Source organism: Chitinophaga filiformis, assembly GCF_023100805.1.
Taxonomy (GTDB): Bacteria; Bacteroidota; Bacteroidia; order Chitinophagales; family Chitinophagaceae; genus Chitinophaga; species Chitinophaga filiformis_B.
Window position 1 is genome coordinate 3513599 of sequence record NZ_CP095855.1, and the last position, 14353, is coordinate 3527951.

A 14353-nucleotide genomic window follows, 5' to 3' on the forward strand; every position below is an offset into this window, starting at 1 on the left:
GTTTAACCAACTAATTTATTAATAACAATTCATGAGTCAGCAGACAGTTGTCAATATACCAATTACTGATCACGATAATTTTTCTTTCGCAGAATGCCTTGTTTTTCTGGGGCGCTCCGAAAAAGAGTGTCTGCATTACGTGGAGGGAGACGTGGTACAGAAAATGCTCGTATCAAATGGTCAGCCAATATTGGTGGAGATCGGTGATGATGCAGTTGCAAAGTCTTTACGTGTGACGGTTAGGAGTACCGGCATTGATAGTGGGTCGGATAGTAAAAATGACCCCGATACTTTGAGGGAACCTGACAGTGTCGATGTGGAATATATCCGTCGGTATATTAGTCACTGGTTACACTTAAATGCAGATCTGCGGCCATTTTATGACTTTGCAAAGAAGGATAAGGTACTGGCCTCGCTGGTAAAACGTTATAAGGGATTAAGACTGATTGGCATCCCCGACCTGTTTGAGGCCTTGACATGGAGTATTACCGGACAACAGATCACCCTGGGTTTTGCCTATACATTGCGTCAACGATTTATTCAGGCCTTCGGCCATCACGCTGTTATTGACGGAAAAGATCATTATGTATATCCTCATCCTTCCGTCATCGCTGCATTGGAACCAGCTAGCCTGATCAGTATGCAGTTTTCCCGCAGTAAGGCAGACTACATCATCCGACTGGCACAATCAATGGCAAGCGGACTCCTCACAGCTGAACAGCTGGAGAATATGGATTATCAACAGGCGAGAGATCATCTGGTATCGTTTCGCGGTATTGGAAACTGGTCTGCTAATTATGTGCTAATGAAATACCATCGTCATCACCAGGCATTACCATTGGAAGATGCAGGTTTACATAACGCACTTAAATATCAGTTGGAACTGCCATCCAAACCCTCACTGGCAGACGTAAAATCATATACGCAGCATTGGAAAGAACATGCAGCATATGCGACGTTTTATTTATGGAGATCGCTATATTAATTAATTAGTGAGCTTACATGAAAGAGCAGAATTGATAAGGCCGAACTTGTTTAGGAAGCGGTATGGTAAGATCGATATAATAAGCTATGTCAGGAAGACGGTGTAGTAGTAATGATACAAGCCATGAAGGAAACTGTATAATAGCGAAACTGTGTAATAGCGGCGATGCAATATAGTCCGTACAAGAGAAAACAGTATAATAACAACGATGAATTGGAACTATGCAACAGAAACAGTAAGCAACTGCGACAGAACGGAAAACATGTAACAGCAATAGACTATGTAGTTAAAGCGAAATGACCATATGGCCTTATGACCTAGCGGTCTGAAACAATATAAGGCAAACACAGAACTCAACATATAATCTATAATACTGAACAATATGATAACCTCTCATATACCACCGATAATGCCATCAGATGCGGGAATAGAAATACCCTCGCATATACATACAATCACAACTCCGGTAGGACCACTTACTATTATTGGTGATGCGCAGGCTGTTAATACCTTGACTTTCAAGGAAGGGATCGCTATTACACATGATCCTTTGCCGGATACGATGTTGCAATGCATAGAAGAATTAGCAGCTTATTTCGGAGGAAGCCTGCAACAATTCACTTTCCCCATTGCACAGCCCGGGACGGCGTTTCAACAAACAGTGTGGCAACAACTGACAATGATCCCGTATGGCCAGACCATATCGTACATGCAATTGGCAAAACGGATCAACAATCCTAAAAGTATCCGGGCGGTAGGTACTACCAATGGGAAGAACAGGATAGCGATCGTAGTGCCGTGTCACAGAGTAATAGGCAGTGATGGTTCACTAACTGGTTATGCAGGAGGGATCTGGCGGAAGAAATGGTTGCTGGAACATGAGATGAAGCAGAAGTTTGGGTCATTGGAATTATTCTGAGATAAGGCAATAGTATTGTGAGAATAATCAGAAATAGGATATCAGGAAATGTTTACAAGGAATGCTTTACAGGAAATGCTTATAGGAAAGGTTTTAGAGGAAATGGTTTATAGGAAATGCTTTATAGGAAAGGTTTTAGAGGAAAAGTGTTAGAGGAAATGGTTACAGGAATTAAACAGAGAATGTTAGTAGTACCGGATACAAAGTGAAAAAATATGCAGTACCTAAAATGGCAGAGAAAATAGAATATAAGAGAAATGGTCCATTGAAAAGATGCAGAATTGGAGGGAGATATAAGGAGTGCTAATAATAGCGTTGATGTGCAGTACTTGTAATGCTTATAATATCAATGATTTACTGCAGGAATATTGACAACGGGGTACGGAAATGAAATGTCAGCTGATGTGAACGTGAGCGCTACAATGCGATGATTAGTCTTATTAATATATAGTTTGCTATTAGGCGTAGCACCGGACAGCGGAGGTTTCAGATGGAGATGCAGGGCCTTATCCCTTGGAGAGAGTTGGTACGATTGATAGGAGTTAAACAGCAATCCTATGCCTGCACGCTTGATAAGGCTAAATAGTAAGGACTCGGAAAGGGATACAGCCCGGAATCTCTCATCTGAAACCAAAGCCTGCTTCCAAACCGTCCGCATTTAACAGGCTCAAAAACAAAACTCAGAAAATCCCCACGCCAGAATAATTTCAATTCTGACACTTATCCGGCCCGGAAAATAATCCGTAAGCAAACAAAACCGCAAAGAAACAAATCAAAACATTACGAAACCGCAAACTAATCAAGCCCCCGGATTTCCAATCTGATCTGGTCAAAAATTACAAAACTGAATCTGTTTTATGTCCCGAAATTATTCCAATTTTGAAGTCTCGTTCCCATAATAGTTAAATCAACCTCAGATGAATCAGTTATTACGCCAGGATCTAAACCAAGTTGATGCCTTCCTTCAGGAAGTAAAAGACTACAGCGTAGCTTTCTTGTCAAAGATAGACGCACTGCCGGTAAAATCCGCCAGCGCGGAGTTTGAGCGTTTGGAACTACCACGAAAGGGAATGGGAGCAAGAAGCACCTTGTTACAATTTAATGAGCGGTATGGACAACACCTCGCCGGCAACAGCGGCGCACGCAACTGGGGATTTGTAACAGGTGGTGCAACAGTACCGGCAATAGCCGGCGACTGGCTGACAGCAGTTTTCGATATGAATGCCGCGGATAAGGATACGGCGCCATTACAGATAGAAACGGAAACCATTGCAATGCTCCGGCAGCTGTTCGGGTTGCCGGAAGCATTTTCCGGATGCTTTGTAACAGGAGCCACGATGGCCAATTTCACGGGCCTTGCCATCGCAAGACAATGGCTCGGCAGACAATTGGGCGTAGATGTGGCGCAGGAAGGAATGGCTGCTCTGGCAAACACCAGGATCATTTCCTGTATACCACATTCCAGTACGGTAAAGTCGCTGGCTATGTTAGGATTCGGCCGAAACGCGATGCTGAAGTTATCCAGTCTGCCGGATAGAGAATCAATTGACATTGCAGTACTGGAAGACTATCTGAAGAAACATCAGGGAGAACCACTGATCGTCGTGGCCAGCGCCGGCACTGTCAATACCGTCGACTTCGATGACCTCGCCGCCATCGCCAGGCTAAAAAAAGAATATGGCTTCTGGTTACATATAGATGCTGCATTCGGCGCCTTCGCCGCCTGTGTGCCGGAATACAGGCATCTGCTGAATGGCTGGGACGCGGCAGACAGTATCACTATCGACGCACATAAATGGTTGAATGTTCCTTATGATGCCGCTATGATCTTCACCCGTCATACACAGCTGCAACTCGATACATTTAAGAATGCAGGCGCCGCTTACCTGGGAGATCCGGCAAAAGACTTTAAATATAGCAACTACACACCTGAGAACTCACGACGACTGCGGGCATTACCCGCCTGGTATTCGCTCATGGCCTATGGCGCAGAAGGATATGCTGATATCGTGAATAATAATATAGAGCTGGCACGTCAGCTTGGAGAACTGATACGGGAGAACGACGCATTCCATTTACTGGCGCCGGTCAGATTATGTGTTGTCTGTTTCACACTGAATGTAGCTGATGAAGAGAAGCAGGCAGCGACCGATGTTTTGATAAAGGCACTGGACGATAGCGGAAAAGTAATGATGACTCCTACCGTTTACCAGGGAGTGCCAGCCATCCGCGCAGCGTTTGTGAACTGGCGTACAACGGAGAATGACCTCGCTCTTGTGTGGAAGGAAATGAAACAACAAACGGCAGCGCTGACAGTAAAATAGCTTCATCATTATCGCTCACAACCAATAACAACTTCGGAGTATGAAAAAATCAAACACGAATGCCTATATGGCATTGGTGGTAGTCAGTATTTTCTGGGGTACCACTTACCTGGCCTCCAGGATCGGTGTTCGCCATACGCATGGTCTTATGCTGGCGGGCATCAGGCAGACGATCGCCGGTATGCTTTTAACAAGTTTCTTTTTACTGAAGGGATATAAATTTCCGGAGAAGGTGGTGTTATCGCGACTCTTCGTGATCGGTGTGATGATGCTCTGCCTGAGTAACGGACTGATCACATGGGCCATGCAATATATACCCAGCGGACTTTGTGCGATCATCGTGGCAACGGTGCCGATCTGGATCACCATATTCAGTTACTTCCTGGTACAGCGTACGAAGTTCACTATCCTGCTGGTAGCGGGAATGCTGATCGGTTTGTTGGGAGTGGGAGGTATCTTCTATGATTATCTGGCAAGCCTGACGAACCCGGAATTCCGCCTCGGGATCTTCCTGACACTGATAGCATGCATCAGCTGGGCGATAGGATCGGTGCTGACCGCCCGCTGGGCGCTGAAGATCAATTTTCTTTATGGCGCAGGGTTCCAGATGTTGTTCAGTGGTATCGTAATGACGATTGTGGCAACAATGATGGGGCAGTCGTTCCCGTTAGATGGATTCAATATTGAATTATGGGGCAGTTTGCTCTACCTGATCTTTATCGGATCGATATTGGGATATTCATCTTATGTGTTCGTGTTGAACAACCTGCCACCTTCCCTGGCATCTGTATACGCTTATATCAATCCAATAGTAGCTGTATTGCTGGGGTGGCTGATCCTTCATGAACACCTGAACTGGACAACAGGTATTTCCTGTCTGGTGACACTGGGAGGAGTATATATGGTAAACAGAGCTGTTAATAAAAACAAACAACAATATGGCACCACTACAAAGTAATGAAGTAAAACTGGTTGACTATATGCCGGCCTATCAGCCGCATTTCGAGCGACTGAACAAGTGGTGGATAGAGAAGTATTTCACGGTAGAACCGGTAGATGAAGATGTGCTTGGCAAGCCCGACCAGCATATCATTGCGAAGGGAGGAGATATCATTTTTGCGATGGTGGGTGAAACAATTGCGGGCACTGTAGCGTTAAAATCTATAGACACAGAAACGGCAGAAATGACCAAGATGGCTGTTGATGAAGCTTATCAGGGGCACCGGATAGGCTGGAAGCTGGCAGAGGGTATCCTGGAATTAGCCAGAAGGAAAGGATTGAAGAAAGTTGTCTTGTACTCTAACACTAAACTGGTACCGGCACTGAATATGTATCAGAAACTGGGATTCCGGGAAATACCGGTAGAAGAAGGGCGCTACGAGCGCAGCACCATTAAAATGGAGATAGTGTTTGGTGAAGAAAACAGGCATTATGCGATCGCCAACGGCTTAATAAACGCAATAAATACGGCAGTCCCGCTTTTACGACAAATCCCTGAAACCGTAGCAGCAGAGCGGATTAGCAGAGGTAAGTGGAGTCCGAAAGAAATAATCGGACATCTTATTGATTCAGCAATTAATAATAATGTTCGTTTTATACGATCCCAACAGATATCTTTGTTGGAGATTCCTGGATATGCGCAGGATTTTTGGGTAAAGGGACAAGCCTGGCAGTTCAGCAGCTGGCAGGAACTGATTGATTTATGGGCGGGGATGAACAAGCATCTGGCGTTAACTATACGCGCCATACCCGCGAAGGCACTGCAACATCTGATAAAAATTAATGAGAACGAACCTGTCACACTGGAATATGTGGTGACGGATTATTTAGAGCATTTAAAACACCATCTGACTCAGGTGAAAATAATATTATAAAGATACGATTTAGATTTAGGTATGATGTTCAAAAGGTATTTACCGCCGACATCTGGTTGACACCGTCTCGTTTCCAACGAGGCGGTTTTTTTTTGCTTTCTTTGCGATATGGATACACAAACAAATCCCTGGACGATCTTATCCAGTGAAAGAAAATATGATAACCCATGGATAATGGTAACGGAACACCAGGTGTTGAACCCTTCGGGTGGCAGGGGCATTTATGGCATTGTACATTTTAAAAATGCCGCTATTGGTGTGGTAGCCCTGGATGAAGAACAGCATATTTACCTGGTAGGGCAATACCGCTTTGCTCTGGAACAGTTCTCCTGGGAGATCCCCGAAGGGGGAGGGCCACTGGGAGGAGACCCGCTGGAAAGCGCCAAAAGGGAATTGCTGGAGGAAACCGGCCTGGTGGCCACAGACTGGACACCTATTGTGAAAATGCACCTGTCCAATTCTGTTTGTGACGAGGCGGGAGTGGTGTACCTGGCCCGCGGACTGGAACAGCGGGAGGCGGAACCGGAAGAAACGGAGCAGTTGTACGTGAAAAGGGTCCCCTTTGAGACGGCCTACCAGATGGTCAAAAACTATGAGATAACTGATTCTCTGTCAATTGCCGCCATTCAGAAGATAAAGCTGATGATGCTGGAAGGAGAGATATGAATTCCCCAATTGGCATTAAATTCCGTTCTTTGCAGATAATGGAACAAAGAAGATTTAAAAAGCCTGGTGGATTTCGCCAGCATGCCCCCAGGCCCAAGGCATCGTCAATGGTGATTGGCAGGCAGCCGGTTGTGGAAGCGATCAACGCGGGAAAGGCAATTGAGCGTATTTATATGTTGCGTGGCGCAACGGGGGATATCATCCCCCAGATCAAAAAGTTGGCCGATCAGTATAACATCCCGGTGAACCTGGTTCCGGTGGAGAAACTGAATGGACTGACGTCATTTAATCACCAGGGTGTCATTGCCATTACAGGCCAGATCAACTATCTTGACCTGCAGGATGTGATATCTCATGTGACTGAACAGGGAGAGACGCCTTTGTTCCTTATACTGGACGGGATCACGGATGTCCGCAATATAGGCGCCATTGCCCGTAGTGCCGTTTGCTGCGGCGCCCAGGCTATCATTATTCCCGACCGGGGGATAGCTGCCCTGAACGAGGAGGCCATCAAGTCCTCTGCCGGCGCGCTGGAAACGATCTCTGTATGCCGGGTAAACAGCCTGCTGAAGGCGATCGATACCCTTCACCTGAACGGTATTAAGGTCATTGCCAGCGAAATGGAGGCAGAAACCAAGCTCTATGACTGCCAGCTGCAGGAACCGGTAGCGGTGATCATGGGATCGGAAGACAAGGGCGTATATCCCGCCCTGCTGAAAGCGTCAGATACCCTGTTTCACATTCCTATGGCCGGAAACTTTGAATCCTTCAATGTATCTGTTGCAGCAGGCATCATCCTGTATGAAGCCATGAAGCAAAGAGGCGCATAAAAAAATCACCAGTAAATGAAACTGATCGAATGTCCACGTGATGCCATGCAAGGCTGGCACAGGCAAATAAGCACGGATGAAAAGGTAACATACCTGAATGCGCTGCTGAAAGTGGGTTTTGATACCCTTGACTGCGGCAGCTTTGTATCTCCAAAAACCATCCCCCAGATGGCAGACACCGCAGAGGTGATCTCCCGCCTGGATCTGAGCGGTACAAAAAGTAAATTGCTGACGATTGTAGCCAATCAGCGGGGGGCGGAAGAAGCTGTGGTGTTCGATGAGATCGCTTACCTGGGATATCCTTTTTCGATATCAGAAACTTTTCAGCTACGCAACACCAACAAGACCATCCTGGACTCGCTGGAGCTGATAGATACCCTCCAGGAGCTGTGCATTAAAAACAGCAAGCAGCTGGTGGTCTATATTTCTATGGGCTTTGGCAATCCTTATGGTGATCATTACGATGCTTCCATTGCCCTACGATGGGTGGATGAGCTGGTGCAGCGGGATATTACGATCGTCTCCCTGGCGGATACGGTGGGGGTAGCTACTCCTGAGATCATTACAAAACTGTATTCAACCTTAATACCGGCTTATCCTTTAGTGGAATTCGGCGCACATTTTCACTCAGCGCCCAATAGTTGGGAGGAAAAGGTATCCGCAGCCTACGATAAGGGTTGCCGGCGTTTTGACAGCGCGATCAAGGGAATAGGCGGTTGCCCGATGGCGCACAATGAATTGGTAGGAAACCTTGCAACTGAGCGTCTGCTGGAATTCAGTGTAGGACGTCATGAACAGCTGGGGCTTGATTTCAGCGCCCTCCGGGCCGCACAGGAGATTGCCGACCGTATTTTTTATTAAGGCTGGTATAATGGAGCCCGGAACTAGTCCGCCTGGCGTAATGCCATCGCTTATTAAGAGGTTTGCTATTAGGGCAGGCTGGTCTTATCATTCAGCCTGGTATTAAGGTAGTCTGATATGATGTAAGCGCTTGCCAGGCAGTCTGGTACTACGGTGGGCTGGTATGATGCAGGCTATCTTCTGTAGTCCGGCATTATGTAATGTGGTATCATGAAGGTTGGTATGTAGTAATGTGATCTGGTATCACGTAGTTCTTATCATGTAGTATTGAATCATGACAAACTTCCGTCTGACATTTCCTGTATCTCCTATTGCAACACCTGTTCAGTATACCGACAAAATACTGTTGATGGGTTCCTGTTTTGCGGAGGAGATAGGGGAACGTTTACAACAATATCGTTTTGATGCCCTGGTAAATCCTCATGGTATCTTATATAATCCGATCAGTATCACCCAGGCCCTGCATACCTATCTTGACGGGAAACAGTATACTGTGGATGATCTCTTTTCACACGGAGACTTATGGCATAGCTGGGATCATCACAGCCGTTTTTCCGGTATGGAGATGGAAGAGGTATTATCCGCCATCAATACTTCGCAGGAATTGGCTGCTAAACGGCTGGAAGAAGCGGACTGGCTGATCATTACGCTTGGGTCTGCATATACCTACACACTCGCCACCAGCAACCAGGTAGTAGGCAATTGCCATAAAGTGCCTGCCGCTCAGTTTCATAAAAAGTTGCTTTCTCCTCCAGATGCAATTTCTGCTTTGGATAACCTGATGCATCGTCTTTTTTTCCGGAACAGGAAAGTAAAGATCATGTTCACCATTAGCCCTGTACGTTATGCCAGGGATGGGGTAGTGGAAAATAATCTGAGTAAAGCGGTGCTGATACAAACAGTACACCACCTCGTCAATAAATTTGACCGCCTTTTTTATTTTCCCGCATATGAACTGGTAATAGATGATCTGAGGGACTACCGTTTTTATAAAGAAGATCTGGTACATCCCAATGAACTGGCCGTTAATTATGTGTGGGATCACTTCACTGCCAGCTGTGTATCAGAAGAAGGACGCCGCCTGCTACCGTTGGTGGCAGAGATTAACCGTGCAAGACAGCATCGTCCATTCAACCCGGCAAGCACTCAGCACCGGCAATTCCTACAGACCTATGCGGGAAAAACCAAACAGCTAATGAAAGAATATCCTTTCCTCAGGCTGGAGGAAGAACTGGCTTATTTCGAAGGGATGCAGCTGTGAACCGGCAATACTACGCATATCGCTCTGTCAGGAGCGACGTGTTTGTAGCCCCCCGTTTTCAACGGGGGGAAATGGAATGGAAACGAAAATCGGAACCGGTCAATGAACAGCCGTAACCCGGCACAAGATCGCTAATCCTGGTTAATCATATTCCCTTTAATCCCCACTACCCCCACTACAAAGCATATCAGGGCAATAATGATCGGATACAAGAGCCCTGCTAAATGATGATGGGTTTGTGTCACGAGCAGGGTGGATACCGTCGGTAATAATCCTCCGAAAACCCCATTCCCGATATGATAAGGTAAGGACATGGAAGTATACCGGATACGGGTAGGGAAGAGCTCTACCAGGAACGCTGCGATCGGCCCATACACCATGGTAACGAAAATAACCTGTATGAAAACCAACAGGATCAGCCACCAAAGTTGCGCTTTACTGACAATGATCTCTTTTACAGTTTCAGATTTCCCGTCGGTAACGGTGACGGTCTCCCGGGACTTTGCCCCATCCGTAAAATACCTTGTCTTTATGGATTTCTCGATATTCTGCATCTTGTCATTCCGGGAGATGGAATTCTCAATACTATATTTGGTAGTGTCTTCTGTTTTCAGGCTGAGATCCGCCACACGGTCCATGCCGGCATAAATAGGATAGTAAGCCAGCGCAGCGATGAGCATACCCGTCATCATGATCTTCTTACGACCTATTTTATCGGACAGTTTGCCGAAGTAAATAAAGAACGGCGTACCCAGCATCAGCGCTACGGCAATGATGATATTGGATTGTACGAATTCCACCTGCATGGTTTTCTGCAGGAAAGAGAGGGCGTAAAACTGGCCGGTATACCAGACCACACCCTGACCCATGGCCGCGCCAAAAAGCGCCAGTAATACCAGGCGGAGGTTCTCCTTTTTGCCGAAGCTCTCCTTTATAGGATTGGTGGAGGTTTTACCTTCTGATTTTAATTGCAGGAACAGTGGAGATTCCTGCAGACGTATGCGGATATAGTAGGACATGATCACCAATACGACTGACAGCCAGAAGGGGATACGCCATCCCCAGCTGTTGAAAGCATCGGTACTGAGACTGGTGCGGGTGATCAGTATCACGGCCAGGGAGACGAACAGACCCAGTGTGGCGGTTGTCTGAATGAAACTGGTGTAATATCCCCGCTGATGATGTGGCGAGTGCTCAGCTACATAGGTGGCGGCGCCGCCGTATTCACCACCAAGGGCCAGGCCTTGTAATAACCTCAATACCAATACGATAACAGGGGCGAGAATGCCAATGCTCTCATAACTGGGTATGAGGCCGATAGCGAAAGTAGAACCACCCATGATCATGAGTGTAAGCAGAAAGGTGTACTTACGTCCGACGAGGTCTCCCAATCTGCCAAATACGAGCGCCCCGAAAGGCCTTACAATGAATCCCACAGCAAAGGTGGCCAATGTGGCAATGTAGGCCAGATCAGGGTTGCTGGGCGGGAAGAACTTTTGGGAAATGATGGCGGACAGACTTCCGAAAATGTAGAAATCGTACCATTCAATCAGTGTTCCTGCGGACGAGGCCAGTATTACCTGCCAGATGGATTGTGTAAATTTGCTGTTGTTCATACGTGGTCACTTGGTTAATACGAATGTATAATATAGGAAAATTGTTGTAAATGTTATAGAATTTACATATTTCTATGGGGGAAAGGATGGAATAAGGCGTCTGATATTAGAAGTATTTCTATTAACTTTATTTGGGACTTCAGGATTGCACCACACAAGAACACATATGCGTCAACGCCAGGCTTTAGTTTATTTTTTCATTATCATCCTTTTACCCGCAGTTGTTTTTGCGCAGGAGGGAGGGAAAAGACCCAGGATCGGTCTTACCCTGAGTGGCGGTGGTGCTAAGGGATTGGCGCATATCGGCATTCTCCAGGCGCTTGACAGCGCCGGCCTGAAAGTGGATTATATTACCGGTACCAGCATGGGTAGTATCATCGGTTCCCTCTATGCCATGGGGTATTCGGGGGATGCGATAGAGAAAATGGCCCATGAGATGGACTGGGACAACCTGTTCTCCAATCAGCCGGTACTGACGGACATCTCCTACGAGGAAAAGCGGGAATACAATAAATACCTGATAGAAATACCTTTTGAATACGGAAAGCCCAAACTGGCCTCCGGTGTTATAGCCGGCGAGCAGTTATGGCTGGAACTCGCACGTCTGTGCTGGCCGGTAAATGGTGTGAGAGATTTCTCAAAATTCAATATCCCCTTTAAATGCATTGCTACTGATGTTACTACCGGCGACATCGTTACCCTGGACACGGGTGATATCGTGACAGCGATCCGTGCCAGTATGGCGATCCCTTCCGTGTTTACAGCTGTCAAGATCGGCGATAAGAAGCTGGTGGATGGTGGCGTGGTGCGTAACTTCCCGGTGATCACCGCAAAAGAAATGGGAGCAGACCTCGTCATTGGCTCTAATGTGAGCGGCGGATTGCGGAAGGCGGACCAGCTGGTGACACCGCTGGATATCATCTACCAGCTGGGATTTTATAAGGATGCCGACGACTTTAAACAGGCAAAGAAACTAACTGATATCTACATTCAACATCACCTGGATAATTATAATGCCGCCAGTTTTGGCAGCGTGGATTCCTTGCTTGAGCTGGGGAAAAGAAAGGGAGCGGAGATGTACCCGGTGTTCAAAAGGATGGCTGATTCATTGAATACACTATATCCACCGGAGGAACCTTTCCGTAAGAACCGCTTACCCTTTACACCGGATATAGAGTTGGTGGACATCAGGGTAACAGGGTTGGTGCATTCTGACGAGGGTTTTTTCCTTGGAAGACTGGGACTGGTAAAAGATGGATGCTATACGCCAAATGATATCAAAGATGCGGTGCTGAACGTATTCGGTACGCGCTTTTATAAGATGATCACTTATAAACTGGAGCCGGAAGGAGATGGTAAAAGTGTGATGAATATTGAGGTGGAAGAAAACCCGCTGACCTATGTGAAGTTTGCCCTGCAATACAATAGTTTCACGAATGCCAGCGCTATTGTGAATATCACCCAGCGCAATTTCATTGTACCGAACTCCCGTGCTTTCGTGAGCCTGGCGATAGGAGAAAATCCAAGGGTACTGGCTGAATATTTCAAATACCTGGGACCGAAAAGGAATTTCGGATTCGGGCTGGGCGCCTATTTTGAGGATAATGCACTTTCCTTATACAAGGATTTTAAACGGCAGATGGAGTATCACCTGAAGTACCTGAACGGGGATATCCGTTTCCAGTACACGCTGAACAGCATGATGGCCGTAGGGGTAGGCAGCCGTTATGAATTCCTGAACATCAGTCCCAGGTATGAATCTGTCGAAGTATTGAGGGGGAATGGGAACCAGGTGAACAGTTATTTATACTTCGGTATCAACTCACTGGACAGGAAGATCTTCCCACGCCGTGGGGTAGATATGCAGTTTGAATCAGGTTGGGTATACCGCCAGCAGGAGGGCTATCGGTTGTATAAGGATGGGGTAGAAATATCGCCGCAGGACTACAACTATAGCTTCAACAATTACCAGCGGACGATCATGCAGATGAAGTACAATATTCCCTTCAATTATAACGGCACCTTACAGGTTCAGTTGGGCGGGGCCGCCAATTTCAGTCATCGTCAGGGACCCATTAACGCATTCTTACTGGGAGGATTGAACAATGTGATGCGCAATCAGCTGCCGATCGTGGGCATCAGGGAAGGAGAGATCACTACTTCCAGCGCAGCCACCATCCAGTTGTCCTACCAGTATGAGCTGATGCGCAATACTTACGCCATTCCCCGTGCCGGCGTGGCATTGTATGATTTCCTGGGAGATGTTTCCTCGAAATACAAGTATATGAGTGGCTATGGTGTAACGGGCGGATATTCTTCTTTTCTCGGGCCTATAGAAGCCTCCCTAATGTACTGCGATCAGGATGGCCGTTTAAGGATGTATGTAAATATCGGCTTCAATTTTTAGTGCATCCTGTCCCCACGTACCTCCAGGTTGTTAATGATCTCAGCCTCTATGGTCAGCCATTCCTGCCAGCGGGTCTTTACCTGGTCTTCGGGTATATATTCATTGGCCAGGTCGATAAACAGGCGATAGTGACCTGCTTCTGATATCATGAACTTACGATAGAATTCACGGAGATATTCATCTTCCAGCCCCTCGCTGAGCAAACGAAAACGCTCGCAGCTGCGGGCTTCGATCAGGGCAAAGATGAGCAGCCTGTCCAGCAGTACCGACTGTGGATCGCCGCCTTTCTGCTGATGTGTCATCAGGGCATTCACATACATATCTTTCCGCTGTCTTCCCAGGGTATAGCCGCGTTTACGCATCTCAGCCAGCACCTGGCGGAAATGTCCCCATTCTTCTGTTACAATAGGCGCTAATTCCTGTACCAGCCTGTCTTTTTCAGGATAGCGCTGTATCAGTGATATGCAGGAAGTCGCGGCTTTTTGTTCGCAGAAGGCATGGTCTGTCAGGACATCTTCCAGGGAAATAGCTGCCAGGTTTACCCAGCGCGGGTCGGTAGGAAGGTGCAGACCTAAAATGGACACTTTACTCATAGGGCAAAGTTACTTAG

At 46.9% G+C, this 14353-nt stretch carries 12 protein-coding genes; 10 read left to right on the top strand and 2 right to left on the bottom strand.

The window, feature by feature from the left end; all coding sequences use genetic code 11:
- The first annotated feature begins 31 nt into the window (after positions 1-31).
- The 9 genes from MYF79_RS14060 to MYF79_RS14100 all read left to right on the top strand — a co-directional run bounded on the left by MYF79_RS14060 (position 32) and on the right by MYF79_RS14100 (position 9720).
- Complete coding sequence (locus MYF79_RS14060; RefSeq protein WP_247814597.1) at positions 32-985, top strand: DNA-3-methyladenine glycosylase family protein; 954 nt, start codon at positions 32-34, stop codon at positions 983-985.
- 382 nt (positions 986-1367) lie between these two features.
- Positions 1368-1904, top strand: coding sequence for a methylated-DNA--[protein]-cysteine S-methyltransferase (locus MYF79_RS14065; RefSeq protein ID WP_247814599.1), 537 nt, complete (start codon positions 1368-1370; stop codon positions 1902-1904).
- 917 nt (positions 1905-2821) lie between these two features.
- Positions 2822-4228, top strand: a complete 1407-nt coding sequence (locus MYF79_RS14070; RefSeq protein ID WP_247814601.1) for a pyridoxal phosphate-dependent decarboxylase family protein — start codon at positions 2822-2824, stop codon at positions 4226-4228.
- A 40-nt stretch (positions 4229-4268) separates the two neighbouring features.
- Positions 4269-5186, top strand: a complete 918-nt coding sequence (locus MYF79_RS14075; RefSeq protein ID WP_247814607.1) for an EamA family transporter — start codon at positions 4269-4271, stop codon at positions 5184-5186.
- On the top strand, positions 5167-6102 hold the full coding sequence (locus MYF79_RS14080) for a GNAT family N-acetyltransferase (protein ID WP_247814608.1): 936 nt from the start codon (positions 5167-5169) through the stop codon (positions 6100-6102). The genes MYF79_RS14075 and MYF79_RS14080 overlap by 20 nt, the downstream gene beginning before the upstream one ends.
- 108 nt (positions 6103-6210) lie before the next feature.
- Positions 6211-6768: an NUDIX domain-containing protein gene (locus MYF79_RS14085; RefSeq protein ID WP_247814609.1), complete on the top strand. Its 558-nt coding sequence runs from the start codon at positions 6211-6213 to the stop codon at positions 6766-6768.
- Positions 6769-6806: 38 nt separating this feature from the next.
- Complete coding sequence (rlmB, locus tag MYF79_RS14090) at positions 6807-7598, top strand: 23S rRNA (guanosine(2251)-2'-O)-methyltransferase RlmB (protein ID WP_199657072.1); 792 nt, start codon at positions 6807-6809, stop codon at positions 7596-7598.
- A 15-nt stretch (positions 7599-7613) separates the two neighbouring features.
- Positions 7614-8459, top strand: coding sequence for a hydroxymethylglutaryl-CoA lyase (locus MYF79_RS14095; RefSeq protein WP_247814610.1), 846 nt, complete (start codon positions 7614-7616; stop codon positions 8457-8459).
- A 274-nt stretch (positions 8460-8733) separates the two neighbouring features.
- Entirely contained in the window at positions 8734-9720 is a 987-nt protein-coding gene (locus tag MYF79_RS14100) for a GSCFA domain-containing protein (RefSeq protein ID WP_247814611.1), read from the top strand.
- Positions 9721-9851: 131 nt separating this feature from the next.
- On the opposite strand, the gene MYF79_RS14105 is transcribed toward MYF79_RS14100, so the two are convergent.
- Positions 9852-11336, bottom strand: coding sequence for an MFS transporter (locus MYF79_RS14105; RefSeq protein WP_247814612.1), 1485 nt, complete (start codon positions 11334-11336; stop codon positions 9852-9854).
- Positions 11337-11502: 166 nt separating this feature from the next.
- Between MYF79_RS14105 and MYF79_RS14110 the strand changes: the two genes are divergently transcribed.
- Positions 11503-13743, top strand: a complete 2241-nt coding sequence (locus MYF79_RS14110) for a patatin-like phospholipase family protein (RefSeq protein ID WP_247814613.1) — start codon at positions 11503-11505, stop codon at positions 13741-13743.
- Here MYF79_RS14110 and MYF79_RS14115 read toward each other — a convergent pair.
- Positions 13740-14336, bottom strand: a complete 597-nt coding sequence (locus MYF79_RS14115; RefSeq protein ID WP_247814614.1) for a tRNA-(ms[2]io[6]A)-hydroxylase — start codon at positions 14334-14336, stop codon at positions 13740-13742. The genes MYF79_RS14110 and MYF79_RS14115 overlap by 4 nt on opposite strands.
- Positions 14337-14353 lie beyond the last annotated feature (17 nt).

Excerpts from the sequence above, each read along its gene's own strand:
- MYF79_RS14060 (WP_247814597.1), top strand. The coding sequence starts at position 32 with ATGAGTCAGCAGACAGTTGTCAATATACCAATTACTGATCACGATAAT.
- MYF79_RS14065 (WP_247814599.1), top strand. The coding sequence starts at position 1,368 with ATGATAACCTCTCATATACCACCGATAATGCCATCAGATGCGGGAATA.
- MYF79_RS14070 (WP_247814601.1), top strand. The coding sequence starts at position 2,822 with ATGAATCAGTTATTACGCCAGGATCTAAACCAAGTTGATGCCTTCCTT.
- MYF79_RS14075 (WP_247814607.1), top strand. The coding sequence starts at position 4,269 with ATGAAAAAATCAAACACGAATGCCTATATGGCATTGGTGGTAGTCAGT.
- MYF79_RS14080 (WP_247814608.1), top strand. The coding sequence starts at position 5,167 with ATGGCACCACTACAAAGTAATGAAGTAAAACTGGTTGACTATATGCCG.
- MYF79_RS14085 (WP_247814609.1), top strand. The coding sequence starts at position 6,211 with ATGGATACACAAACAAATCCCTGGACGATCTTATCCAGTGAAAGAAAA.
- rlmB (WP_199657072.1), top strand. The coding sequence starts at position 6,807 with ATGGAACAAAGAAGATTTAAAAAGCCTGGTGGATTTCGCCAGCATGCC.
- MYF79_RS14095 (WP_247814610.1), top strand. The coding sequence starts at position 7,614 with ATGAAACTGATCGAATGTCCACGTGATGCCATGCAAGGCTGGCACAGG.
- MYF79_RS14100 (WP_247814611.1), top strand. The coding sequence starts at position 8,734 with ATGACAAACTTCCGTCTGACATTTCCTGTATCTCCTATTGCAACACCT.
- MYF79_RS14105 (WP_247814612.1), bottom strand. The coding sequence starts at position 11,336 with ATGAACAACAGCAAATTTACACAATCCATCTGGCAGGTAATACTGGCC.
- MYF79_RS14110 (WP_247814613.1), top strand. The coding sequence starts at position 11,503 with ATGCGTCAACGCCAGGCTTTAGTTTATTTTTTCATTATCATCCTTTTA.
- MYF79_RS14115 (WP_247814614.1), bottom strand. The coding sequence starts at position 14,336 with ATGAGTAAAGTGTCCATTTTAGGTCTGCACCTTCCTACCGACCCGCGC.